Source organism: Fodinicurvata halophila, from assembly GCF_042651425.1.
Lineage (GTDB): Bacteria > Pseudomonadota > Alphaproteobacteria > Kiloniellales > DSM-21159 > Fodinicurvata > Fodinicurvata halophila.
This window is the reverse complement of record NZ_JBHSCW010000001.1, coordinates 585345-609635: the sequence shown is the minus strand read 5'-3', so window position 1 is coordinate 609635 and position 24291 is coordinate 585345. Positions and strand designations below refer to the sequence as shown.

The 24291-nt window shown below is 61.2% G+C and carries 19 protein-coding genes; 8 read left to right on the top strand and 11 right to left on the bottom strand.

Going from position 1 to position 24291, the window contains the following annotated elements; translation table 11 throughout:
* From rnhA to ispH, 3 genes are read right to left on the bottom strand one after another with little or no spacing between them, the layout of a single operon-like run.
* A complete protein-coding gene (gene rnhA / locus ACFOW6_RS02815) occupies positions 1-486 on the bottom strand; it encodes a ribonuclease HI (protein WP_382420807.1) in 486 nt (161 codons plus the stop codon).
* Positions 483-1448 carry a homoserine kinase gene (locus tag ACFOW6_RS02810; protein WP_382420806.1) on the bottom strand — a complete coding sequence of 322 codons (966 nt, stop codon included), beginning with the start codon at positions 1446-1448 and terminating at the stop codon, positions 483-485. Before ACFOW6_RS02810 ends, rnhA begins: the two co-directional genes overlap by 4 nt.
* Positions 1449-1466: 18 nt before the next feature.
* The gene (gene ispH / locus ACFOW6_RS02805; RefSeq protein ID WP_382420805.1) at positions 1467-2426 is read right to left on the bottom strand and encodes a 4-hydroxy-3-methylbut-2-enyl diphosphate reductase; all 960 of its coding nucleotides are present in this window, start codon (positions 2424-2426) and stop codon (positions 1467-1469) included.
* A gap of 213 nt (positions 2427-2639) precedes the next feature.
* On the opposite strand from ispH, the gene ACFOW6_RS02800 reads away from it, so the two are divergent.
* From ACFOW6_RS02800 to ACFOW6_RS02790, 3 genes are all read left to right on the top strand, one after another.
* Complete coding sequence (locus ACFOW6_RS02800; RefSeq protein ID WP_382420804.1) at positions 2640-3173, top strand: hypothetical protein; 534 nt, start codon at positions 2640-2642, stop codon at positions 3171-3173.
* Positions 3174-3226: 53 nt separating this feature from the next.
* Positions 3227-3790 carry a hypothetical protein gene (locus ACFOW6_RS02795; RefSeq protein WP_382420803.1) on the top strand — a complete coding sequence of 188 codons (564 nt, stop codon included), beginning with the start codon at positions 3227-3229 and terminating at the stop codon, positions 3788-3790.
* Between the two features lie 243 nt (positions 3791-4033).
* Positions 4034-5506 (top strand): hypothetical protein, encoded by a 1473-nt coding sequence (locus ACFOW6_RS02790; RefSeq protein WP_382420802.1) that lies wholly within the window; start codon positions 4034-4036, stop codon positions 5504-5506.
* A 760-nt stretch (positions 5507-6266) separates the two neighbouring features.
* Here ACFOW6_RS02790 and ACFOW6_RS02785 read toward each other — a convergent pair.
* The 4 genes from ACFOW6_RS02785 to ACFOW6_RS02770 all read right to left on the bottom strand — a co-directional run bounded on the left by ACFOW6_RS02785 (position 6267) and on the right by ACFOW6_RS02770 (position 12983).
* A complete protein-coding gene (locus ACFOW6_RS02785) occupies positions 6267-6497 on the bottom strand; it encodes a hypothetical protein (RefSeq protein ID WP_382420801.1) in 231 nt (76 codons plus the stop codon).
* A gap of 935 nt (positions 6498-7432) precedes the next feature.
* Complete coding sequence (locus tag ACFOW6_RS02780) at positions 7433-8155, bottom strand: Crp/Fnr family transcriptional regulator (RefSeq protein WP_382420800.1); 723 nt, start codon at positions 8153-8155, stop codon at positions 7433-7435.
* 72 nt (positions 8156-8227) lie between these two features.
* Entirely contained in the window at positions 8228-11572 is a 3345-nt protein-coding gene (locus ACFOW6_RS02775) for an adenylate/guanylate cyclase domain-containing protein (RefSeq protein WP_382420799.1), read from the bottom strand.
* Positions 11573-11735: 163 nt separating this feature from the next.
* Positions 11736-12983, bottom strand: a complete 1248-nt coding sequence (locus ACFOW6_RS02770; RefSeq protein ID WP_382420798.1) for an MFS transporter — start codon at positions 12981-12983, stop codon at positions 11736-11738.
* A gap of 384 nt (positions 12984-13367) precedes the next feature.
* On the opposite strand from ACFOW6_RS02770, the gene ACFOW6_RS02765 reads away from it, so the two are divergent.
* From ACFOW6_RS02765 to ACFOW6_RS02745, 5 genes are all read left to right on the top strand, one after another.
* Complete coding sequence (locus ACFOW6_RS02765) at positions 13368-14192, top strand: alpha/beta fold hydrolase (protein ID WP_382420797.1); 825 nt, start codon at positions 13368-13370, stop codon at positions 14190-14192.
* A gap of 502 nt (positions 14193-14694) precedes the next feature.
* Entirely contained in the window at positions 14695-16704 is a 2010-nt protein-coding gene (locus ACFOW6_RS02760; protein WP_382420796.1) for a methyl-accepting chemotaxis protein, read from the top strand.
* A gap of 232 nt (positions 16705-16936) precedes the next feature.
* Complete coding sequence (locus ACFOW6_RS02755) at positions 16937-18973, top strand: HAMP domain-containing methyl-accepting chemotaxis protein (protein WP_382420795.1); 2037 nt, start codon at positions 16937-16939, stop codon at positions 18971-18973.
* Between the two features lie 240 nt (positions 18974-19213).
* Positions 19214-19369: a DUF5993 family protein gene (locus tag ACFOW6_RS02750; RefSeq protein WP_382420794.1), complete on the top strand. Its 156-nt coding sequence runs from the start codon at positions 19214-19216 to the stop codon at positions 19367-19369.
* Between the two features lie 10 nt (positions 19370-19379).
* The gene (locus ACFOW6_RS02745) at positions 19380-19949 is read left to right on the top strand and encodes a disulfide bond formation protein B (RefSeq protein WP_382420793.1); all 570 of its coding nucleotides are present in this window, start codon (positions 19380-19382) and stop codon (positions 19947-19949) included.
* A 136-nt stretch (positions 19950-20085) separates the two neighbouring features.
* Here the strand turns inward: ACFOW6_RS02745 and ACFOW6_RS02740 are convergent, their stop codons facing one another.
* From ACFOW6_RS02740 to ACFOW6_RS02725, 4 genes are all read right to left on the bottom strand, one after another.
* Entirely contained in the window at positions 20086-21333 is a 1248-nt protein-coding gene (locus ACFOW6_RS02740) for an extracellular solute-binding protein (RefSeq protein WP_382420792.1), read from the bottom strand.
* Between the two features lie 76 nt (positions 21334-21409).
* Positions 21410-22210, bottom strand: coding sequence for a carbohydrate ABC transporter permease (locus tag ACFOW6_RS02735; protein WP_382420791.1), 801 nt, complete (start codon positions 22208-22210; stop codon positions 21410-21412).
* Between the two features lie 23 nt (positions 22211-22233).
* On the bottom strand, positions 22234-23136 hold the full coding sequence (locus ACFOW6_RS02730; protein WP_382420790.1) for a carbohydrate ABC transporter permease: 903 nt from the start codon (positions 23134-23136) through the stop codon (positions 22234-22236).
* Positions 23124-24227 carry an ABC transporter ATP-binding protein gene (locus ACFOW6_RS02725; RefSeq protein WP_382420789.1) on the bottom strand — a complete coding sequence of 368 codons (1104 nt, stop codon included), beginning with the start codon at positions 24225-24227 and terminating at the stop codon, positions 23124-23126. Before ACFOW6_RS02725 ends, ACFOW6_RS02730 begins: the two co-directional genes overlap by 13 nt.
* Positions 24228-24291: the final 64 nt, after the last annotated feature.

Here is a 24291-nt window from a genome sequence, read left to right as displayed (position 1 = left end):
CTATTCTCCTGATGAACGAGGCTCGGTCACACTGTCCGGCTTGTAGGCCTTGAGGGCCTCGCGGGCAAGGGCGTCGCAGCGTTCGTTCTCGGCATGGCCGCTGTGGCCCTTGATCCAGTGCCAGTCGATCTCGTGGCGCGCGGTGGCCTCCCACAGGCGTTCCCAGAGGTCGCGGTTCTTGACCGCCTTCTTGCCGGCCGTCTTCCAGCCGTTGCGCCGCCAGCCGTGGATCCACTTGGTGATGCCGTCGCGCAGGTAGACGCTGTCTGTGGTCAGCGCCACCCGGGCGGGGCGCTTGAGCGCCTCGAGCGCCGCCACTGCGGCCATCAGTTCCATGCGGTTGTTGGTGGTTTCCGGCTCGCCGCCGGCCAGTTCCTTTTCGTGGCCGCGCCAGCGCAGCACGGCGCCCCAGCCACCGGGGCCGGGGTTGCCGCTGCAGGCGCCATCGGTAAAGATCTCGATCCGCTCGCTGTCGGCATCGCTCATGGCTCCAGCCCATAGGCGCCGGGGCCGGGGATGTCGCGGTGGAAGCGCAGCTTGCGCCAGTATTCCAGCGGATCCTTGGGATCGACGAAGGCGCCGGGTGGGTGGTTCAGCCAGTCATAGAGGCGGGTCAGCAGGAAGCGCAGGGCAGAGCCGCGGGCCATAAGCGGCAGGGCGTCGAGCTCCGGCTGCGAGAAGGGCCGGACCTTGCGGTAGGCGCCCAGCAGCAGGCGGGCCTTGGTGGCGTTGAAAGCGCCGTCCGGCTCGAAGCACCAGGCGTTCATGCAGATGGCCACGTCATAGGCGTAGAAGTCGTTGCAGGCGAAGTAGAAGTCGATCAGACCGGAAAGCTTCTCGTCGCGGAAGAAGACGTTGTCCGGGAACAGATCGGCGTGAACGATGCCGCTGGGCAGGTCGTCGGGCCAGCGGGCTTCCAGTTCCTGCAACTCCTCCTCCAGTTCCGCGCCCAGGCCGGAGAAGACCTCGTCGGCGCGCGCCCGGCAGGCGTCCAGCAGGTTGCGCCAGCCGTCGATGGACAGGCGATTGCGGCGGTGGCCCGCGAAATCGGAACCGGCCAGGTGCAGATGCGCCAGGTGGTGGCCAAGTTCCCGGCAGTGGAAAGGGTGGATACGCCGTGGCCAGAGTCCGTCCAGGAAGGTGATGATGGCGGCCGGCCGGTCGTTCAACTCCTGCAGGGTTTCGCCGTCGCGGCTGTGCACCGGTGTGGGGCAGGGAATGCCGCGGCTGGCCAGATGCTCCATCAGGTTGACGAAGAACGGCAGCTCGTTGCGCTCAACCCGTTTCTCGTAGAGTGTCAGGATATACTGCCCGCGGTCGGTCTGCAGCAGGTAGTTGGAATTCTCCACCCCCTCGGCGATGCCCTTGAAGGAGAGGATGTCTCCCAGGTCGTAGCGGGCCAGAAAAGCGCGCAGGTCGGCATCGGTGACTTCTGTGTAAACGGCCATGGGCGCTTGTGCAGGATCTCAGGCGGCGTCGGTTTCGGCGAGAAGCCGGGGGAGCTTGAAGTGGACGTTCTCGCGCGTCTGGTCGTTCAGTTCAACCTGAACCCGCTCGAAGCGGGCGCGAAACGCGTCGATCACTTCTTCCACCAGGGCTTCCGGGGCCGATGCCCCGGCCGTGATGCCGACGGTGGAGATGTCCTGCAGCCTGTCCCAGGGAATGTCGGTGGCCCGCTCGATCAGGCAGGCATAGGGACAGCCCGAGCGCTGCGCCACCTCGACCAGACGCTGGGAGTTCGAGGAGTTGGGGGCGCCGACCACCAGCAGGGCATCGCACTGGCCGGCGATCTCCTTCACCGCCTGCTGCCGGTTCGTGGTGGCATAGCAGATGTCCTCGCGCGCCGGTCCCTCGATGCCGGGAAAACGCTCCTGCAGGGCCTCGACGATGCCGGCCGTGTCGTCCACGGAGAGCGTGGTCTGGGTGGCGTAGGCCAGCTTGTCGGGATCCTCGACCGTAATGGTACGAGCATCCTCGATGGTCTCCACCAGCAGGATTGCGCCTTCGGGCAGCTGCCCCATGGTGCCGATCACCTCCGGATGGCCGCGATGGCCGATGAGCACGACCTGGCGGCCGTTGCGGTGATGGCGTTCCGCCTCGCGGTGGACCTTGCTGACCAGCGGACAGGTGGCGTCGATATAGAGCAGTTCGCGCTTGGCGGCTTCCTCGGGCACGTCCTTGGGCACGCCGTGGGCGGAGAAGATGACGGGCACGTCGTCGGGCACCTCGGAGACTTCGTCGACGAAGATGGCGCCCTTGGACTCCAGCGAATCCACGACGAAGCGGTTGTGCACGATCTCGTGCCGGACGTAGACGGGCGGGCCGTACTTGGCCAGCGCCCGCTCGACGATCTCGATCGCGCGTTCCACCCCGGCGCAGAATCCGCGCGGATTGGCCAGCAGCAGGGTGAGGGAGGAGGTGCTCATGCGCGTCTTGCCTGTGGCTCGATATTGCGACGCCCCGACCCTAAAGCAGGCCAAGGCCTTAGAAAAGAGATCATGATGCCTCCGGCCTTTCACAAGGGTCGATGGGAAGGCAGACTTGCGCTGCGTCGCGGGACGTGCGAGACCAGACCGCTGGCACGGGCGCCGTCATGCTGTGCAAGTGCCGCTGACGATCGGTTTTTATGGAAGGCAGAGATGCGAAAACTTCTGAGTGCACTTGCGGTGATTCCCCTGCTGTCGGCCTGTTCCATGCTGGGCAAGGAGGAAAACCAGGTCAGCGACCAGCCCTGTCCCCGGGTGATCGCCCCGCAGGAGACGCGCGAACAGGTCAGTTTCGTCGGTGAAAGCCGCGACTTGACCCGGGTGGACTACAGCGCCGAGCTCAGGGATGTTCGCTATGGCTGCGAATATCGCGACGATGGCAGCGCGGTCGCCATGGAGATGGACGTCATCCTGGCGGCCAGCCGCGGCCCGGCCAACCAGGGCCGGGAAGCCGAGCTTGCCTATTACCTGGCGGTTGGCCACCCCGGCGATCCGCCCGAGATCCTGGTGCGCGAGGCCTACCGGGCGCCCGTCACGTTCGAGGATGGCGAAAACACCGTTACGCTGACGGATCCGGTCAGCCTGACCGTGCCGCTGGCTTCGGGCGAGACGATCAACGACTACCGCGTCTACGTTGGCCTGATGCTGAGCCGCGACGAACTGCAGTACAACCGCAACAACCGCTGAGCGACGAGCGGATAGAGAGCCCCCAGACTTCAAGAGCCGAAGGGAACAGTTTCATGAAAGTACTCTCCTGGTCATTGAGCGTATTGCTCCTGGCAACGCCGGCCGCCGCCATGGCCGAAACCATGCCCCTGCCGGAAACCGACTTCGAGGGCGAGTGGGCCGATCCGGGTGCCGAGTCCAGCGGCATGAAGGTCCGCTATTCCAGCGAGCTTGAAACCATGCGCGTGGAGGGACAGTCCGAGGGCGCCTCCGGCGGCATGCTGCGCAATATGCGAAGCGGCGAGATGACGATCTGGAGCGACCAGATGGGCGATCAGGCCCTGCAGGGACAGATCGACGACATGGGCCTGATGGAAGGCGAAAACACCGGCGAGACCAAGACGGTCAACGGCGAAACCTGTACCATCTGGGAGATCCAGGGCTCGCAGACCTGCCTGACCGAGGACTCCATTCCCATGGAGGTCGAGCACCAGCAGGGCCATGCCGTGCTGCGCAACCTGGAGCGTACCGCCCAGGACGAGAGTTATTTCTCGCCGCCCGAGGGCCTTGAGATCGTGCCCATGCCCGACGCCATGAAGCAGATGATGGAACAGGCCGGCGAAGAGGCGCCGTTCTGATCAGAGCGGCCCGATGGATCGGTAATGTTTTCGATAGGCCGTTAAGGGTGGCGGGGCGGATTACAAATCTCACCAGTAACATGCACTCTACCACGGCGTTCTAATCCAAGTTTCTCTAGCGTCTGGTTCATCCATGCTTCGAGGCGTCATGTGTGGAGGCCTTTGACGCTCGCCGCAGATTTGCAGCGAGCGATGCGGGTATGTTAAACTTAACAACCTTTAGGCGATCGGGAAGCAAAGATAGTGCAGACGCTTTCCTTGTTGTCCTTTGTCACCGGTCTCTCGCTTCTGGCGACGAGTGTCGCCGCTCAAGAGGCCGACCCAATCTACGCATATATCGACAAGGTCGAGGCGGCTCAACAGGAACTCAGCGAGCGTTACGGCTACGATAACGCGCCGGAAACCCTGGATGCGGCCTTCCGGGCTGCTGGGGTGGACTGGGCACGACGATATACGGACCCCTGGGGCAACAACGGGTTGTTTCTCGACTTGGACGCGGCGAGCTCCTTCTACCATCGTGCCGAGGAAGACTTGGAGAAATGGGCTGACGCCGTGGAGGACGGCGACGTATCGGTGGACGACGCCATTTCCGAACTCGTCCCGGCCATGGAGCATTTCGACCGTGTCCACCAGATCATCGAACTGGGCTTCCAGGACGAAGTGCTGACCATGGCGGAGAAGGCCTGGTGGCTCGATCGCCACGAGGAAGAAGCCAATTGCCTTCTCCCGATATACGACTGTGAAGGTGACAGGGCTGCTTATGAAGCGACCAAAGCGGCGGCCGAGAGGGCGCGCGCGGCGAGCCGTGCGCCGGACTGGCACTGGATTGGGGGGCTCGATGTCATCCCCGACCCTGGTGTTGATCCGGTCGAGGCGCGGCGACAGGCTACTGAGGACGTGACACAGATATCAGACACTTTACCTGACGACCCGGACTTTGAGATGCGGCGGCAGGCGGCCGTCAAACTTCAGGGGGCAATCGTCGCAGCCGGTGCGACCTCGGACGATCCCGTGCTTGGCGCCATTGACCTTGCGCGCGAGCGTCAGCGGCTTGCGCAGCGCGACGTGGAAAGCCTCCTCGACCGCGCCGCATCCGCCGAGCACCCGGTATACAGGGACCGTTACTTGGCCCGAGCCGGCGATGCGTTGATGGATCAGGCCGGACATTTCGCTCCCCAGGCCGTGGCCGAGGCCCTTGAGGACGGAGCAGAGAGCGGAGCGCTGGCCGACTTCCTGGATTCGCTTCAGCGGCTCTCCACGCAACTCGACGACGTGTTCGGATCGGAAAGCGGCTTCGGCCCGACCGGAGATTTCCTCGGCGGTCTGAATGCTGCGGCGGAGGTGGCCGAAATGCGAGGGGAGGAGGCGACGGCCTCCGAAATCGCCGGGATCATCAATGACATCGGCGGAGCTGCCGGAGAGGGAATCTACCTCAAACCCTTTGCCACGCAGTTCGGAGCCATCACGGGGCAGGTCGGCCAGGCGCGCGATGGGTGGGATGCAACCTCTTCCGCGATTCAAGGTGTGGCGGATGCAGTCGGCGGTGATCTTACCGGTCTGGAACGCGCTGAAGCCGCCGCGGATCAGGTGGCAGAGGCGTTAAACCCCGAAAACATGGTCTCGGCGATGGTCGAGGGTGCCGCCGGCGCGTTCGACACGCTGATCCCGGGCACGCGTGGCGCGGCGACAAACGTTCTCGCGTCGATCTTCGGCTGAGAAGCGAGTGTATGGGGCACGGCGTCCTTCGAGGTTCGAAATAATTGTCGCAGTTCTCAGCCAGCCCTGTTGGCACACCTGAGCCCGTACACCGGACGCTCCTCAGGATCTTTTTTGGTTCATCGCGTTTTAGAGGGGAATGCGGCTTTGATTTTGAAGGAGAAGTAATCTGTGTCGCGGTATCCATAGGCCATGCGTTTGATGGACCTGGCGCGCCGGCTTGTTGTGGCGTAGCTGATTGGCTTGGTCGAAGCGGACGCGATCGATGACCTCACGGACGAACTGCGCGACGACATGAGAGAGTTTCTAGATAATGTGGGCCTTTGGACAGTGCACCCGGGTTTTCTTATCCAGGGCCGTGCTCATGTCCATCTCCACGGTCTCGAAGCTGGCGCAGGATTCAGGCTCCAGCCATTCGAAGAAGGACCGCACCGCCTCCCTCACTGACCCAGAGCGCGGACCTCGCGCTGTAAGCACCTGTGATCGATGGTCTTGACGGTATGCCAGTGCAGCGCGAGCAACTGGGCTACATGCTGAAAGCGGTAGCAGGCGCACCAGGTTCTCCACCCAGCAGACCATGCGCAAGGTCAGGCGTTGGCGCCCGGCCAGCCAGGAGCGCCCCCTCCGTATGAGAGTTATTTTTTGCAGCCCGAGGGCCTCGAGATCGTGCCCATGCCCGACGCCATGAAGCAGATGGTAGAACAGGCCGCGTTCTGAGGAAACAGTCCTGACAGGAACCGCTTCGTAGAGGAGGCGGTTCCTAAAGTTTCCTTCGCGAAGCAACGATCTCTTGAGAGACTCGGGTGATGTCTCTGCGATCCAGCCCGATCTTCTCCAGGTCCGCGTCATCGAAATTCCGGAGAACGCGCGCCGTGGCTGCGGTTTGCCCGCGACACAGCGCAGCTTTTGCGATCTCGATGAAGTTATGACCCTGGCGGGATGTGCTTTGTGCCAGGCTGTCAACAGGGTTGATGAAGGGTTCGTCAGTCATAGGTCTTCCCTTTCCTGCCGTTCAGATGGAGGTAAGCAGGCCGATAACTTGCCAGGCAGGCCATCATCTGGCGTGCGGCAGCTCATCAGCGCTCCGACTGGCAATCGTCAGGGGCCTGGGCAGATCGGGATCAAATCCGACTAACCAACCCCACACCGGATAACGCCTTGAGGCACAGGAATGGGCGCACAGGAAAAAGTCCCATTGTCTCGCACCGCAGCCAGATGATGAACTCAAGCAGGGCTGGTAACGTCGCCCCCGCCATCTCTATCGTTTCTAAAAAAGCACCTTTATGGCTTTTGAAGTAAAAGCATGGCATTCAACTGGGGCCTTAAGCTGTGAGTTTTCTCACACCGATTCATGAAAAAAGCTGGTTATCATCCTGAGGAAGGCGAATCAGGGTGCCCCCTTTTTCGGGAGGCCACCTCCTGAATCAGTCGTGAATTACTGGTGGTGTTCAGACCTTAGCAGCCTGTACTTGGGCACAAGCGCTTTCACCATACGACTTCGAGGATGCGTGTGGTGCTTGAGCAGAGGCAGTTCTGGGAAAACCCTAGCACGCAGTACATAGGACCTGATGGGGCAAGACCATGATTGTCGTTGTTTCCTGGGAAAAGTCGGTTAGACGCGTCTCGAGCGGTTATAAAGGTCCATCTGTTCCTGGTAGCGGAGTTTGGGTCTGTCGATCTGGGCTTCACACAGACCGATGTCCTCGAGCAAATGCCGGTCTAGTTTCTGGAGGCCGGTCCGAGTGCCGTAGTGACACGGCGCGCTCAAATTTGCTGCTTTTCCGGTCTTAGGGTGACTATCCGCAACCGCCATCTCGATGCCTCCTCTTCTCAAGAAACCGTCCTCAATGACTCTTGAGCAGCAAGCATCGCATCTTGCCCTCCCAGCATGCTGTGAGTTTCCTCACAGTTGTCGGAATATTCCTGTCAGCCGCTTTCCGAGATGCGAATGGGGGGACCCATGGTGTCGTGGAGCAGTCGGGACAAGGCGTCCACGTCGTGTATGGCCAAGGTCTTGCCGCTGCGGCGTTCCAGGATGCCGCGTTGCCTCAACACGGAAAGCTCGCGTGAGACGGCTTCACGATGAGTGGACACCCGGGTGGCAATCTGCTCGTGGGTCGGGGCATTGGTGATCAGGGATCGATTGTCCGTGACGCCTGCCGCCTGGGAAAGACGCAGCAGCTCGGCGCGGATGCGGTTGCTCGCCGCCATGGTCGAGAACTCGAAGATACGTTCGGAAAGTTGACGCGCCAGAGCGATCAACTGCTGCAACAGGCGTTCCATGATGATGGGGTGTTCATGAGCGAACGTCCGGAAATCCTCGCTGGAAAGCTGCGCCAGGCAGCAATCGGTCCGGGCCACCACCGAGGCGGATCTGGGCGCACCATCAAGGGCGGCGAATTCTCCAAACTGTTGGCCCTGCTGCAGCTCGCGGAAGGTGACCTGTTGCCCCTCCGCGCTGAAAACCAGAACCGAGACAACTCCACGGACAATCAGGAAGACGTTTCTGGAGCTTTCAAGCTGTCCGATGATCTCTTCCCCAGCCTTGAAAGTCTGCCAGAGACACTTCTCCTCGAGTGCATCAAGGGCCTCGCCCGGCAGGTCGCTGAACAGCAGAATCCGTGAAAGCGATCGGGTGGAAGCGCGCATGAATGGGGCCCTCCTCTCCGTCTGTTCGTCCCCCCTTTTCCGAACTCGGAAAAGGGGATCGGCGCGTCTCCGTCATCTCATCTGCATGAGTTGCTGTGCTGCACGTCCCATGATTTCCGTCTCCTTGCCCTCGTCGAAGGAGGTATAGAGCGGTTCGAGCAGCTGCCGGGCGCGGCGTGACTGCCCTTGCTGGAGCCAGAGCTCGGATAGTCGCAGTCTTGCTGGAAGTTCGAGCGCACGGGCGCCTTGCCTGTGGGCAATGGCCAGCGCCTTTTCCAGGTAGCTCTCCGCAAGGCCGGGATCCGGCTCATCTCCGCGCAAGTACAGTTCGCCCCTAAGGTGGGACAGTTGCGCATCCAGGTAGCTGACGCCCGTGCCGCCCATTTCCCTTTCGAGCCGGTCGGCCAGTTCGGCGCCTTCGGCGAGCTGTCCGTCCGCAATCAGGGCCTGGAGCAGCAGGATCCAGCAGTGAAACATCAACAGTTTCTGATTGTCGCCATCGAGCCTTGCGACCCCTTCGCGCAGCCGGGCGATCCCGTTCTCCCGGTTTCCAAGGAAGAAGCACGCACTGCCGCCCATGGCGACGGCCAATCCCGTCCACAGCGGCAGGCCATGGCGTTTGGCAGTCTCCAGACTCGTGTCGGCATGCTTCAGGGCTGTGTCGTAATCGCCTCGGTAGAGGGCAATTTCCGTGCTCCAGGTCATGGCCTCGACGTAGCTCATGGTATGGGAGGCGGCCTCCGCGTAGGTTACCGCCCGTTTCATCCAGTCCACTGCGCTGTCGGCATAGCCAAGCCGGAAGAGGGCGCGCCCTGCATATGCGGCACAGGTCATGCGGGCATCATTCTCGTAGCGGGGACTATCTTCGTGAAGCTGTCCCTCATAGCTGTCCAGCCCGCTTGACGTTAACTCATAGGCCTGCTGAAAGTCGCCGGCAAAGAAGCTGACCACGCCCTTAGCCCTATGGGCCTCGAGATGAGTACTGGGATCCGTTGTTTCGCTGGCGGCGAGCATCAGTTCGGCGGCCATGGCCGTTGCTGTTTTCAGGTCGGCACGTTCCTGGAAGTGCAGGCGCAAGCCCTGGAGAATCGGTGTTGCCTTGGCCGGTTGCTCGAGGCGCTTGTACAGGGCGGCGGCACGTTCGTGAATGGAAGCCACTTCGGCGGCACCGGCGCCCTTTATGCTGACCAGGCTGGAGCCGAGCAGTGTCAGCAACTCCAGTTCCATCTCTTCCCTGGCATCATTGGGCGGAAGCTGGTGGAGCTGTTCCAGCGCCTTGCGAAAATGGACGGCGGCCTCGCTGGCCGAGGAGAGTCGGGATGCCAGAAGGCCCGCCCTGCGCCAGTACTCGGTCGCCTCTTCGGGCCGGTCCCCTTCGACGAGGTGCTGCGCGATCACTTCGGGTTGTTCCTTGGCCAAGTCCCGGTGCTGCGTGATCAGGATGTCGGCAAGTTTGGCATGAAGCTCGCGGCGACGGCTTTTCAGCAGGCTTTCATGGGCAGCTTCCTGGATAAAGGCGTGCCGAAAGCGGAACGTCGCTTCCGGAGGGGTGCCATGAGAGATCACCAGCTCAGAGCCGATTAGGTGAAAGGCGGCTTCCTGCAGCTGGGTTCCGCTGTAGGGTGCCAGGCGGGACAGGAAATCATAGGAGAATTCGCGGCCGATGACGGCGCCGACCTGCGCCAGTTCCTTCGCATCCGGAAGGCTTTCGAGGCGTGCCATGAGAAGATCCTGCAGGGTCGTGGGGATCAAATGCAGGCGATCCGCCGTACTTTCGCTGAAACCGTTCCTGGTTGGCTTGAGGACATCGGTTTTCAGAAGCATCTTCGTCAGTTCCTCAATGAACAAAGGGATGCCATCCGTCTTGGCCTGGATGTGATCGACGATCTCCGGTGGTAATTCCTGGCTTCCGCTGACTTCACGGATCATGGCGGCAACTTGACGCCGGGTGAGACTGTTGAGGCTGAGGGACGTCAGGTGCGCATGCGCACCGATCTGCCCCGGTTCATGATTGCGCGAGGTCACCAGCAGCAGGACCGGGAGGGTCTGAATGCAATCGGCGATCTGGCTGAAGAGTTCCCTTGAGGAGGGGTCCAGCCAGTGTGCATCCTCCAGCACCGTAAGCACGGGCTGTTTCGCTGCCATGTTGGTGATCTGTTCGATCAGCAGGTCGAATGTATAGGCTTTCTGCGCGTCCGCCGAAAGACTGAGGGGTGCATACTTGGGCTCGCAGGGAACCGAGAGCAGGGACGCCAGTAACGGGACTGCCTGGGAAATGTCCTCATGCGTCCTGCGAGCCAGCTGTTCGAGCCGCTCAACCTTGAGCTCATTGGGCTCATCGCTCTTGAGCGTGGACGCCCGTTTGAGGGCGTCCACGACGGGGTGGAGTGCGCTGTTGGTGTGGTAAGGCGAGCAATGGTATTGGAGATGTTGGTAACTTTCCTCGCTCAGGGCATCGAGGAGCGCATGGATCAGGCGGGACTTGCCAAGGCCGGGCAGCCCTGTCAGCAGGACAACTTGGCCTTCGCCGCCTTTGCTTTGTTGCCAGCGGTCAAGCAGTAAATCCATTTCCACCGAACGCCCAATCATGGGGGTGGGACAAACGCCCCTCAGCGCCTGGAAGCGGCTTTCTACGCTGCTCTCGCCAGCCACTTCCCATACGCGTATGTCGCGCGAGAAACCCTTGATTTCATGGTTCCCAAGGTCGGTCAGCTCGAACAGACCGCCCAAGAGCCGTTGCGTATGCGGGCTGATCACCACTGCACCCGGGTGCGCGACAGCCTGCAGTCGTGCGGCGAGGTTGGGGGTTTCGCCAATGGCGGCCTCATCCAGCCTGCCGTTGCGTGTGACCTCTCCTACCACGACAAGGCCTGTCGCAATGCCGATGCGGCATTCCAGGGGGTCGGCTTCATCGGTGGCCAATTCCCTCAGTGCGGCGGTCATTTCCAGGGCGGCATGGACGGCACGCGCTCCATCGTCCTCGTGGACCCTTGGCCAACCGAAGTAGGCCATGATGCCGTCGCCCATGTAGCTGGCGATGTATCCACCCCAGCGTACGATCAGGTCTGCACAGACCTCATGGTAATATTGGATCAATTGCCGCATGTCCTCGGGATCAAGGCGACTGGCCAGCGTGCTGGAGCCGACCAGATCACAGAACAGCACCGTGATCTGTCGGCGCTCCGCACTCCTTTCCTCTTCTGCCGCCGGGCGACCGCTCTCACGCTGAGAGACGGTTGCGGAAGTTTGTTTGGCAAGAGCTTTCAGCAGTTTCTTGCGCGGTCCAAGAGGAAGGCCCAGCGACTTCAAGTCGTTTTCGTCAAGTTCCAGAAGGGTTGAAAGATCGACCTCCTGATCCTGGAACCTGTTTTCGTAATGCTCCAGTCCCAGTCGCTGCAGCCACTCACGCAGATCCACGAAAAGTCCCCTGTGTTTGGCGCGGGCTTTCCAGACGCGTGTATTGCGGCCCAAGAATGCTGCCCTGCCGCTTCATGCGATTTCTCGAAAGGAGAATGAAGATACACGGAATCCGAAATATAAGAAATAAACTTTTATTAATAATGCCTTATGATACTAAAGATTACCCCTTTCGTGTAACAGTCAGATCCTGACGGAAGACCAGCCCATACATCACGATCCCAAGAACGCAATAGGCGGAACACCCGGCCAGCAGGGTGTCGACGCCGATGCCGAGATCGATCAGCAGGCCCAGCAGGCCGGGGGCGAGTGCCGTGGAGATGACCATCAGGGCGGCGGCCACGGCGCGGATGGAGCCCAGCTGGGCGGTGCCGTAGGTCTCGGCCCACATGGCGGTGGTGACCGAGGTGTTGGAGCCGGCGGTCAGGCCGGCCAGCAGCATGTAGACCAGGGCGATCCAGGGGGCATCCCCCAGGGAGATGACCAGGCAGGCCAGGGCCAGCGGCACCAGGTAGAAGGGCATCAGGCGGCGCGCCGTCAGCCGGTCGATCAGGGCGCCCGAGACAAGCGTGGCGCAGACCGAGGCGATGGCGAAGGCGACGAAACAGGTGGCGAACCAAGCCAGCTCCCAGTCCTTCACCTCGGTGATGTGGATCTGGTGGAAGAAGACGCCGGTGTTGATGAAGCCCGAGGCCATGAGGCCGGGCAGCATCATGAGGAAAGCCCGCTGGCGCACGAAGGGGCCCAGGCGAAAGCTGGCCCCGCCCCGGGGCTGGAAACTGCCGGCCCGCCCGCCATGCAGCAGGAACAGCACGAAGGGCAGCAGCACGCAGATGAGGAACAGCGCGGCCAGCAGCCAGGTGGTGCGCCAGCCGACCGCCGCCGTGACCAGTACGACGGTGAGCGGGAAGACGGCCTCGCCGGCCGGGTTGCCCATGGTGGCGAAGGCGATGGCCTTGCCGCGGCTGCGCTCGAAATGGCGGGCCATGCTGGTGATGGCGGCATGGACCATCAGCCCCTGGCCGCAGAGCCGCAGCAGGAACAGCGCGATGCCCAGCATGATGACGCTCTGCACCGAGAAGGTTAAAAGGCAGGCGAGCGCGAGGCCCAGCAGCGTGCCCACGACAAAACGACGCAGGGGCATGCGGTCGAGCTGGCCGCCCAGCTTGATCATGCAGAGCCCGCTGGCCAGCGTGGCGATGGAATAGACCGTGCCGATGCCGCCGTGGGTGAGATCGAAGGCGGCGCGGAAGTCGGCGTTGAACAGCGAGATGAAGAAGGTCTGGCCGAAGCTGGAGAAGAAGGCCAGCAGGAAGCCGAAGGCCAGCAGCTTGAGACGCTCGGCCAGTGTGAAGGCCGAGACTGCGGCGTGGGAGTCATCAGATGGGGAAGGATCGCGTGCGGACAGCATGGGACCTTGGTGTAGCGAGCCTACCGCTTTGAGCCAAGGGCAATGGTTACACGACCGGATTGAAGGACCTGCCTGCACGAAAGCCATGCAAGTTCCAGAAGGGTATGGATGCGGCAATCATGAGTTCTGTGACTGGTTCAATTTGTGACTTGGACTATCGCAGAATAAAGAGATGGGCTATGGCGATGTAGAGTCAGGCCGCCGCACTTCAGAGGTGTCACACGAAGTCCTTGGTGTTTGCTTTGCTCCAGGGTGTCGTTTAGAAGCCCGGTTGAATCGAGCAACGCAAACGGTACACTCGGGGCGAAACTCAGACCACCTGTTCCGGTGATAGGCCATGCAGGAGGAGCGACGACAGATCCAAATGCTGAGGGGAGGGCGAGCATGACCCCCACCTCAAAGGACGACATGCCTCACGATGCCGAGGTGGGGCAGATACTCTCGCCAACCGGCCTAGAGGTCAGCTACCACAGATATGGAAGCGGTCCGCCCCTGGTGCTTGTCCATGGCAGTTTCACGGATCACATCACGAACTGGCAGTTCGTGGCGCCAGTGTTGGCGCGTGAATTTACTGTATATTCGGTGGCCAGGCGGGGCCGCGGTGGAACGACCGCGACCCAGGGGCATAGTGTCCAGGAGGAAGCCGAGGATGTCGCGGCCCTTTTGAAGGCGATCGGCAAATCGGCATTTCTGCTCGGCCATTCCTATGGCGCGCATATTGCGCTCATGGCAGCAGCGGAGGCTGAGCAAGGGGCTCGCAGGTTGGTGCTCTATGAGCCGCCCTGGCCCCATATCATCAAGAAGGATGTGCTGGCACGACTTGAGGAGCTGGCCCGGGACGGTGACTGGGATGGCTTCGCGGTGACATTCCATCGCGATATTCTGTTCTTACCCGCTGAGGAACTGGATGCGCTTCGCGCCACGGATTTGTGGCCATTGATCGTGGCCAATGCTTCGCCATCGCTGCACGATCTGCGTGCGGGACACAGCTATATGTTCGACGCCGCGCACTTTCGTGAGCTTCAAACGCCAGTGATACTTCAGGTTGGCACCGAAAGCCCGCGCGACTTCTTCGTCACAGATGCGCTTGCTGCTGTCCTGCCCCGTGTGCGCGTCGAGGAATTGCCCGGTCAAGGGCATGAAGCGATGATGAGTGCCCCCGAACAGTATGCGAGAGCGGTTTCCCGCTCATTGCTGAGCGACACCTAAACGTCGCTGCCTATCTTGAGCCCAAATTGCTGGCCTTTCGGCCGGAAAGGGGCGTTGCTGCGCTCGGCATGCTTGCGAAGGTGTTGGAGCCGACAAGACCGGAAAGAGCTGCGTACAGGCAGTACTGCGCTTCAGTGTAGCGAGCCTGCTGCCTGAGCCAAGGGCAATGCTCTCCCCTGACGCTTCGGCGACCTATGAAGAGGCCTGGCAGCACGGAAAGCGTAACTGGTTGAATGTGCGGATCAAAGGATTCTCAAGGACTTAGGATTAAATATTCATCTGTCCTTTTTATTGATTGTCCAGGAAGAGGACTATTCTGTATTTGCTATATACAGATTTTTAGGGTGTTTTTTTGAATAAAAAAACCATGCAGATTCTGAATACGAGATATTCATGCAGACTTTTTAACCAATTCAAAAGGAATAATGTGCATGAAGTAGCCATCTTTAACCCTCTCTTTCCCAACAGGCAAATGATGACAACGACGACAGGACGTCCCACCGTGTCCTTCAAGAATTTGAAGGTCAGTTCGAAGATATTCAGTGGCTTTGCAGTAATTCTGGCCTTTCTGCTTATCCTGGGGGGAGCTGCCTATTACAGTTCCATCCAGTCTTCCGAGAATCTCTCACTCTACAGCAACGAAAGCAGGATCTCGGAGTTGAGCGGTCAGGCGGATGCAGAGCTGCTGCGCGCGCGCCTTTCCGCCAGCACCTTCCTGTCTTCAGGCGGGGAAGAGTATATTGAGGCTTTCCAGGAAGCGGATCGCGCGCTGAGCCAGAATTTCACCAGCGCCCGCGAGTTGATGGCGAAGGAGGAAAGCCGGAATGCGGTCGACCGGATCCTGGATCTCCAGCAGAACTACACCGGGAACTTCGAGCGTCTGGTGGAACTGCGAGGCCTGCGGGAGCAGCTGACCAGCGACATCATCAACGACATCGGGGCCGAAACGCGCGCCCTGATCACGAGCATCCAGGAAGCGGAACTGAATGGCGAAAACCTGCGCAACATCGCGATTGCAGCCGACATCAACAACGATTTTCAGATGCTGCGCGCTGTCGCGGCGCGTTATCTCCAGGACCAGAATGCAGCCGCACGCGAAGAGGTGACGGCCGGCCTGCCCGATCTGCAGTCTCGCCTGAGTAGCCTTAGCGAACAGACACTCGTTCCCAACCAGGAGGACCGAATCGGCAAGGCCCTTGTCCTGATGGACGAATACCAGGAAGGCTTTTCCGAACTCAGTTCGACAATCGCACAGATGAACGACACGGTTGCCACCATGCTGGACCAGGGGGCGCAGGTTATCTCTCTTTCCGGAAACATCCGTGAGGTGGCGGCCAGGGAGCAGGACAGGGCGTCTGCCCAGGCCGAAAGCGCCGCTGCCATGGCCGAACGGCTTTCCCTTGGCCTGTCCGGTGGCGCCCTCGTCCTGGGCCTGCTGGTGGCCTGGCTGATCGCGCGTGCCATTACCCGACCGGTGGTGTCCATGACCGGTGCCATGAACCGCCTTGCGAGCGGCGACGAGACCGTGGAGGTCCCTGCGGTTGGCCAGCGTGACGAGATCGGCCAGATGGCTGGTGCGGTCCAGGTCTTCAAGGACAACATGATCCGCAACAAGGAGATGGAAGCCGAGGTCGAAGCTCAGAAGCGTCAGGCCGAAGAGGAGCAGAAGCGTGCCATGAACGCCATGGCGGACCGTTTCGAGGAGACGGTGGGCCAGATGGTGCAGGCCATCGGCTCCATGGCCAACGAGCTGGAGGCCGCGGCGCAGACCATGACCTCCTCGGCCGAGGAGACCAACTCCCAGGCGGCGAGCGTCTCGGCCTCGTCGGTCCAGGCCTCGTCCAACGTGCAGACCGTCGCCACGGCGGCCGAGGAGATGGCAGCCTCTATCCGTGAGATCAGTCAGCAGGTCGCGACTTCTTCGAAGACGGCCACCGAGGCTGTCGAGGGCGCGGATCGCACCTCTGAAACCGTGAACGTGCTGGCAAGCTCTGCCGAGAAGATCGGTGACGTGGTGAAGCTGATCCAGGACATTGCCGAGCAGACGAACCTGCTGGCACTGAACGCCACCATCGAGGCGGCGCGCGCCGGCGAGGCCGGCAAGGGCTTCGCTGTGGTGGCTTCGGAAGTGAAGAACCTGGCCAACCAGACCGCCAAGGCCACCGAGGAGATCTCGCAGCAAATCTCCGGCATGCAGGGTGTGACCAGCGAGACGGTGGAAGCCATCGGCAAGATCAGTTCCACGATCCGGGAGAGCCAGGAGATCGCCAGTTCCATCGCTGCGGCGATGGAGGAGCAGGACGCGGCGACGGGCGAGATCACCCGCAACGTCCAGCAGGCGGCCGAGGGCACCAACGAGGTCTCCAGCGCCATCGAGCAGGTCAGCCAGGCGGCGGCCGAGGGTGGCTCGGCGGCCGAGCAGGTGCTCTCCAGCGCACGTCAGCTGGGCGAGACTGCCGGGCAGCTGCAGAAGGGGGTCGACGACTTCCTGAAGAACGTCCGCGCCGCATAAGGGCGGATAGCCACAGCCGCTGCGTGCTTTGCAGCCAAGAGAGGGCCCTGCCGTTCGGCGGGGCCCTTTTCCGTTCATCGCCGATGTGCGGGCGAATCCGTTTCCCGAAAGAGGACGGACGCAGGCCCGGCGCCACACGCGTTAGGGGAACTTCCCGCACTTAACCATTTCAAAAGGTTTCATTTGCCATTCTCAAGCTGAGTTATCCCTTTCTGAAATAGGCCAAAAGAACATGAGTGAGAAGACAGCCTCCCGTTCCGGATTTTTTGCCAACCTCAAGATCGGCACGAAGATCTTTACCGGCTTTACCATCGTCCTGGTCCTGATGGCGGCGCTGGGCGCCATCTCCTTCCTGAGCTCGAAGCGGGGTTCGGACAGCCTGGAAGCCTATTCGCAACAGGGAGAGATTGCCGAACTGACGGCGGAAGCACAGTCGGATCTCGTCCGCGCGCGCCTGGCCGTGACAAGCTTCATGAACTCTGGTGAGACCACAGATGTCGAGGCCTTTCGAGCCGCGGATCAGAAAGTGCAGGAGGATTTCGAGGCGGCCCAGGGATCGATGCAGACCGAGGCCAACCAGGAAAAGGTTCAGCAGATCCTGAGCAACCAGCGGAGCTACAGCGATCTCTTCGAATATTTCGTCAGCCTGCGCAAGCAGCGGGATTCCATCATCGCGGCTACCCTGAACACCCTGGGGGCGCAGGCACGTGCCAGCATCACGGAGTTGCAGGAAGAGGAGGTTGCCGGCGAGAACCTGCGCAACATCGGGATCATTGCCGGTGTCAACAACGACTTCCAGATGCTGCGCACCGTGGCTGCACGCTATCTGCAGGGCGAGGATACCGCCGATCGGGATGAGGTGCTGGAGCTGCTGCCCGATCTGCGCGACCGCCTGGGCACACTGGCCGAATCCACTCTTGTCCAGGGCCAGCCGGAGCGGATCGAATCCACCATCTCCATGCTGCAGGGCTATGAGAACGGTTTTTCGCGCTTGGCGGAAACGCTCGACAGGATCAACGAACAGTTTGCCGAGATGACGGCACTTGGAGAGGAGAACATGGCCCTGGCCACGGACATAAGTGACATGGCCAAGGCGGAACAAGTCCAGGTGGCCGAGGCGGCGGAGGCCCAGTCCACGCTTGCAGAGCAACTCTCGCTGGCGCTGACAGTGGGTGCGGTCATCCTGGGACTGATCGTTGCCTGGCTGATCGCACGGGTCATCACCCGTCCGGTCAAGGCGATGACGGGCACCATGGACACACTGGCCGAGGGCGACCTGTCGGTGGAGATCCCTGCGATCGGCCAGCGTGACGAGATCGGCCAGATGGCCGGGTCGGTCCAGGTCTTCAAGGATAACCTGATCCGCAACAAGGAAATGGAGGCCGAGGCCGAAGCCCAGCAGCAGCGTGCCGAGGAGGAGAAGCAGCAGGCCATGAACGCCATGGCGGACCGCTTCGAGGAGACGGTGGGCCAGATGGTGCAGGCCATCGGCTCCATGGCCAACGAGCTGGAGGCCGCGGCGCAGACCATGACCTCCTCGGCCGAGGAGACCAACTCCCAGGCGGCCAGTGTCTCGGCCTCGTCGGTCCAGGCCTCGTCCAACGTGCAGACGGTCGCCACGGCGGCCGAGGAGATGGCGGCCTCCATCCGCGAGATCAGCCAGCAGGTCTCCACATCCGCAAAGACTGCCGATTCCGCCGTGGAAGATGCCGATCGCACCTCGGAGACCGTGAATGTCCTGGCCGGTTCGGCCGAGAAGATCGGTGACGTGGTGAAGCTGATCCAGGACATTGCCGAGCAGACGAACCTGCTGGCACTGAACGCCACCATCGAGGCGGCGCGGGCTGGCGAGGCCGGCAAGGGCTTTGCCGTGGTGGCCTCGGAAGTCAAGAACCTGGCCAACCAGACCGCCAAGGCCACCGAGGAGATTTCACAGCAGATCTCGGAGATGCAGGGGGTTACCAGCGAAACCGTCGAGGCTATCGGCAAGATCAGCGCTCGAATCCGCGAGAGCCAGGAGATCGCCAGCACGATTGCGGCCTCGATGGAGGAGCAGGACGCGGCGACCGGCGAGATCACCCGCAACGTCCAGCAGGCGGCCGAGGGCACCAACGAGGTCTCCAGCGCCATCGAGCAGGTCAGCCAGGCGGCGGCCGAGGGTGGCTCGGCGGCCGAGCAGGTGCTCTCCAGCGCCCGCCAGCTGGGCGAGACCGCCGGGCAGCTGCAGAAGGGGGTCGACGACTTCCTGAAGAACGTCCGAGCCGCCTGAGGACCGCCTGAGCAGGGAGGTCATACGGGCCAGTCATCAAGAAACCCGGACAGGGAGGTTCCGTCATTCGACGGGATCTCCCCGTCGGATTGGCGACTGGCCGGGCCGTCTGCGGGGCCGGGAAAATGTCTCCATGACAGGCGGTGTCCGCTGTGTTAGGCGAAAGGGATCGCAGCCGACGTATCCGATAAGATCCTGATCCATAAAAAGGCTGTTCGGAACAGACGGGGATTTGAACTCATGATGGTGCTGCCGTTCCTATTGCTTTTTGCCGGGCTGATCGCCCTGTCCGGCAACCAGCGGGAACTGGGGATCGGGCTCTGGGCGCTGAGCCTGCTGATCACCCTTGGTCTTTTTGCCATGCATGCAACCGATACGCTTTCGCTGCAGTGGTGAGGACAGCTCCATGATCTCCCCGGAAATGGCTCGCCAGCTGAATGCGCTTATCCTGCTTGGAATCGCCGGCATCCTGACCTTCGCGTTCGTGGATCAGTTCACCCAGGGCGACCTGCCCTGTCCGCTTTGCCTGTTGCAGCGGGTCGGATTCGTCCTGGCGGGTTTCGGTTTCGCGCTCAACATCCTGTTCGGGCCACAGCCCAGCCATTACGGGGTCGCAATCCTGGGGGCGTGCGTCGGCGCTGGTGTGGCGACACGCCAGATCCTGCTGCACATCGTGCCCGGCAGCGGCACCTACGGGGACGCGCTTTTCGGACTGCACTTCTATACTTGGGCCCTGATCGCCTTCTGCCTGATCATCCTGGCCTGTGCCCTGCTGCTATTGTTCGAGGACCAGTTCCGGCCCACGCCCGGCATGGCCAAGCGCGTGGGGTGGCGCGGCGCGACCGGGCTGGGCATCGTGGCGCTGTTCTGCTTCTCGCTGCTGACCCTGATCAATGCGGGCTCCACCTTCGCGGAGTGTAAATTCGGCCTCTGTCCCGACAATCCCGAGAGCTACGAGCTGCTGGACGAGAGTTAGACGTTCAGGTTCGAAGGCAGCGAGTCGAGACACCCGCTTGGGAGCTGCGAGCCAAGGTTTCTTCGGGAAGGACGTATACCGTAAGCTGAATGAAGAAGGAAACGGCGGCCCTAACTAGGGCCGCCGTTTCCTGCGTTTATTCCATGCCCAATTGCATACGCAGCGTTTGGGCCAGTTCCTTGACCCTGGCCTCGGGATCTGCACCTTCGGTGATATCGACCATGGCGGCGGCGATCATGTCGGTCACAGCTACGCCCTCGGGGCCAGGGAAACTGTACCAGGGACCGGCATACTGCGCGACTTGCGTGTGCGCAATGCGAGCGTTCTCATTCTTGTCATAGTAGGAGCCCAGATACGTCCGATCCTCGAGCACTTGGGCGTTTGCCGGTGCATAACCGGTGTTCTCGACAATGATCCGCTGCCCCTCGGGGCCTGTGACAAACGAGATATAGTCCCAGGCGGCCTGTTGTTTTTCGGGGTCCTCGGTCAACATCACGATCGCCGACCCCCCGGTTGGGAACCAGACGTTCGAGGGATCTTCGGCAGCGATCGGCAAGGGGCGAACCGTAACCTCGAAATTGTCGCCAGCCCCTTGCTCGAACCGGGTTTGAAGGGAAGAGCTTTCGAACATGATGCCGAGCGTACCCGCAGGAAAGGCCTGTCGCGCATCGGAATCGGTATAGGAGGGCATGCCTGCCTCTTCAGCGAAGCGCTGATAGAGCGTGGCCGCAGCGATGCCAGCCTCATCGTCGAAGGTTATATCCGTCTCGTCCGCATTCATCGGCAGGCCGCCGTAGGAACCGAGAAGCGACTGAAAACGCCAGTCATGCCGATCGATCCAGACGCCGTCGATCCCGTCTCCCAGTGCGTCTATGTCTGCGGCCAGTTCAATCACTCCATCGAAGGTGGTCGGGAAATCCTCCATCGAGCCACCGGCTTGCTCCACCAGGTCGGGGTTCACGTACATCACCAAGGTGGAGGCAGACGTGGCCAGAGCGTATTGTGTGTCCTGATAATGACCCAGCGACAGCAGCGCCGGCGTGTAACCCTGTGCCTCCGGATTTTCGCCAAGGAAATCATCGAGAGGTTGGATCAGGTCTCGATCCTCGAGAATTCGCCAGCGGTTCAAGCCGACATAGGCTACATCCGGGGCCGTCCCCGCCACGCTTTCGCGCACTAGTCTTTGTACGCCTTCAGGATATCCTTCGGCGGGTCCGTCGAGAACGATACGCACCTCCGGATGTTCCTTCATGAATGCCTCAGCCAGGGCATCCTGGGTCTCAGCCCAAATGGTGGGAATTGCATAGTGGACGCGGAGTTCGGTCTGGGCAGCGGCACTTGTGGCCGTCAGCGCCAATACGGTTGCGGCAAGAAGGGTTCTCATGTGCAGGACTCCATTGTGTCTGGTTTCTGGTCGGAGGTTTGGCGGGTTCTGTCCCGCACTTTTGGTTGTGTATTGCTCATCCCTTGAGCCCACCTGCTGCCAGTCCTTGCATGAACTTCCGCTGTGCGAAGAGGAAGGCAAGGACCAGTGGAGCGGTGATGATCACAGCGCCGGCCATCAGCGGACCTACATCGTCGCCCGATTCTTGATCGCGGAAATAAAGGATGCCGCGGGGTGGGGTGGCGATCTCCGGGCTCGTCGTTGCGATCAATGGCCAGAAGAGATCATTCCAATGCGCCGTCACCGAGAAAATCGCGAACGCCGTGGCGGCGGGCAGCGCCAGGGGAAAGGCGATTCGCCAGACCACCGCTGTTTCGGATAGGCCGTCAACCCGTGCGGCATCGAACAGCTCCGTCGACATCTGGGCGAAGAACTGGCGGAACAGGAAGATGCCGAAGGCCGTGGGAATGAAGGGCAGGATCAGCGCCGCGTAGCTGTCGAGCAGGTTCACAGCTGCCAGACCGAGGAAGATCGGTATGGCGGTTACGTGGAACGGCACCAGAAGTGCTGCCAGGACCAGTCCGAACACGACGGTCCGCAGTCGGAAATTCCGCTGAGCCAAGGCAAAGGCGCAGGGGATCGAGAACAGGAGCTGAAAAAACAGAATCCCTGCGACCACAACGAAGCCATTCCAGAGGAAGAGCGGAATATTCGTCTCTGTGAAGGCCTTGACGTAATTTCCCCATTCCAGCCGCGAGGGGAGCAGGGTGATGGTGCTGGCAAAGATTTCGTCCTGCGGTTTCAGCGAGAGCGAGAGCATCCAGATGAAAGGCAGCAGAATCAGCGTGGCTCCTGCCAGCAAGAGCAGTGTAGACACGCTACGAGACATCATCCTTCTGCTCATCGATAATGCACTCTGCGTTCGACGAGGCGCATCTGCGCCAGCGTCAGAGTCAGGAGGATTGCGAAAAAAATCACAGTGATTGCACTGGCGTAGCCCGCCTTGAAGTAGACAAACCCCTCGCGGTAAAGCGCATATACCAGTGTTTCTGAGGCGAAGGCCGGACCCCCGCGGGTCAGCGTTGCGACAGTTTCAAATACACGGAAGGCATTGGTGGCGGTGACGACGAGTACGAAGAGTGTCGTCGGCCCCAGCATCGGCCAGGTTACGGTCCAGAATCGCGCCCAAGTACCGCCCGCCCCGTCAACTTCCGCCGCTTCGTAAAGGTCGTTCGGGATGGCGGAGAGGCCCGCGAGGAACAGGACCATGTTGTAACCCACGCTCTGCCAGACACCGATCGCTGCCAAGGTATAGAGCACGAGCCCCCGGTCACTGAGCCAGTTCTGGGGAGCGCCGCCGAGCGAGCTTAATACCTTGTTTACCAGGCCGAGATTCGGATGCAGCAACATCTGCCAGGCAACGGCCATGGCCACCAAAGTCGCCGCAACTGGCAGGAAGTACACTGTGCGCAGGATCCGTGACAGAGCTGGCGCCCAGTCCAGCATCCGGTGCAAACCGATGGCAACGAGCAGTGCGAAGACCACCGAAAAAGGTATGACGATGGCGACATAGATCAGTGTATTGACGATCGCCCGCTGTCCGATGGCCGAGGTGAAGAGGGTGATGTAATTCTCCCAGCCGACCCAACTCAGGTCTCCTGCACCGAATTGATAATCCGAGAAGGAGAGAATGGTGACGATCGTGATGGGCAGGAAGATGAAGATCAGCAGCGCAAGGGTTGCCGGACCGGTCAACCAGACATCAGTCAATGTTTCGCGCTGGCTGCGAGTCAGGACCGGCATTCCGACGCTCCGCCGATCCGTGCTCCCGTTTCGGGATGGAATAGGTGCGTGCAGGTTGGATCGAAGCTCAGCCGAACGTTATCGCCCGGCAGAGGTGGCTCGAAAGTTCCGGGCGCGATCGATTTCAGTTCGACACCCTGATCGGTACGCAGGCTCAGTACGATCTCAGAGCCAAGATATTCTACGCTTCTGAGTTTTGCGGTGAAGCTGCCGTGTGGGGCAGGAACCACATGCTCCGGTCGCACTCCCAGGATTGCACGCGCGGCTGAAGAGTGCATCTCTCCTGCGCCTTGTTGCGGTGTGATCAGGTTAATCGCATGAGCCCCCACGAATTCGGCCACGGCGAGTGAGGCCGGGCGTTCGTAAAGTTCGCGTGGTGTGCCAGCCTGGGCGATACGGCCCTCGATCATCACGATCACCTGATCGGACATGGCCATTGCCTCGGCCTGATCGTGCGTTACGTAGACGAAGGGCTTCCCGGTGCGACGATGGAGCGCTACGAGCTCTGCCCGCATCTGTACGCGCAGACGTGCATCGAGATTGGAGAGCGGCTCATCCAACAGGAACAGGACCGGATCGCGAACCAGTGCCCGTCCCAGTGCGACGCGCTGTTTCTGTCCGCCCGAAAGGGTACCCGGCTTGCGATCGAGCAGATGGCTTAATCCCAGCATTTCGGCGGCCGCCGAGACTTTTGCCTGGATCTCCTTGCGTGCTGCTGCCGTTCCGGGGATCAGGGTGCCGAGCAGCGGCAAGCGCCCGAGGGCGGACAGACTTTTCATTGTAAGCGGTAAGGCTATGTTCTGCGCCACTGTGAGATGCGGATAGAGAGCGTAGGACTGGAAGACCATCGCGATATTGCGTTCGTGCGCGGTCAGTGCACTCACTTCCCGGCCTTCCAGGCGCACTGCGCCAGCGGTCGGTCGATCAAGGCCGGCCATGATTCGCAAGGTTGTGGACTTTCCACAGCCCGAGGCGCCCAGCAAAGACGTAAAGCTGCCGGGCGGAATGGCAAGCGAGATGCTGTCCAAGACAGTCTGTTCGCCGAAGCGCCGCGTCACGTCGCCAAGCTCGAGTGTGGGGATGGCGTTCACGTTGCCTCCAGGAATGGAACTATTCTTCCATTATACATTTAATTGTGTAGGTAATATTACACTG

Bases quoted from the DNA above. Each gene is read 5' to 3' on its own strand.
- rnhA (WP_382420807.1), bottom strand. From the start codon at position 486: ATGAGCGATGCCGACAGCGAGCGGATCGAGATCTTTACCGATGGCGCC.
- ACFOW6_RS02810 (WP_382420806.1), bottom strand. From the start codon at position 1,448: ATGGCCGTTTACACAGAAGTCACCGATGCCGACCTGCGCGCTTTTCTG.
- ispH (WP_382420805.1), bottom strand. From the start codon at position 2,426: ATGAGCACCTCCTCCCTCACCCTGCTGCTGGCCAATCCGCGCGGATTC.
- ACFOW6_RS02800 (WP_382420804.1), top strand. From the start codon at position 2,640: ATGCGAAAACTTCTGAGTGCACTTGCGGTGATTCCCCTGCTGTCGGCC.
- ACFOW6_RS02795 (WP_382420803.1), top strand. From the start codon at position 3,227: ATGAAAGTACTCTCCTGGTCATTGAGCGTATTGCTCCTGGCAACGCCG.
- ACFOW6_RS02785 (WP_382420801.1), bottom strand. From the start codon at position 6,497: ATGACTGACGAACCCTTCATCAACCCTGTTGACAGCCTGGCACAAAGC.
- ACFOW6_RS02780 (WP_382420800.1), bottom strand. From the start codon at position 8,155: ATGCGCGCTTCCACCCGATCGCTTTCACGGATTCTGCTGTTCAGCGAC.
- ACFOW6_RS02770 (WP_382420798.1), bottom strand. From the start codon at position 12,983: ATGCTGTCCGCACGCGATCCTTCCCCATCTGATGACTCCCACGCCGCA.
- ACFOW6_RS02765 (WP_382420797.1), top strand. From the start codon at position 13,368: ATGACCCCCACCTCAAAGGACGACATGCCTCACGATGCCGAGGTGGGG.
- ACFOW6_RS02755 (WP_382420795.1), top strand. From the start codon at position 16,937: ATGAGTGAGAAGACAGCCTCCCGTTCCGGATTTTTTGCCAACCTCAAG.
- ACFOW6_RS02750 (WP_382420794.1), top strand. From the start codon at position 19,214: ATGATGGTGCTGCCGTTCCTATTGCTTTTTGCCGGGCTGATCGCCCTG.
- ACFOW6_RS02745 (WP_382420793.1), top strand. From the start codon at position 19,380: ATGATCTCCCCGGAAATGGCTCGCCAGCTGAATGCGCTTATCCTGCTT.
- ACFOW6_RS02740 (WP_382420792.1), bottom strand. From the start codon at position 21,333: ATGAGAACCCTTCTTGCCGCAACCGTATTGGCGCTGACGGCCACAAGT.
- ACFOW6_RS02730 (WP_382420790.1), bottom strand. From the start codon at position 23,136: ATGCCGGTCCTGACTCGCAGCCAGCGCGAAACATTGACTGATGTCTGG.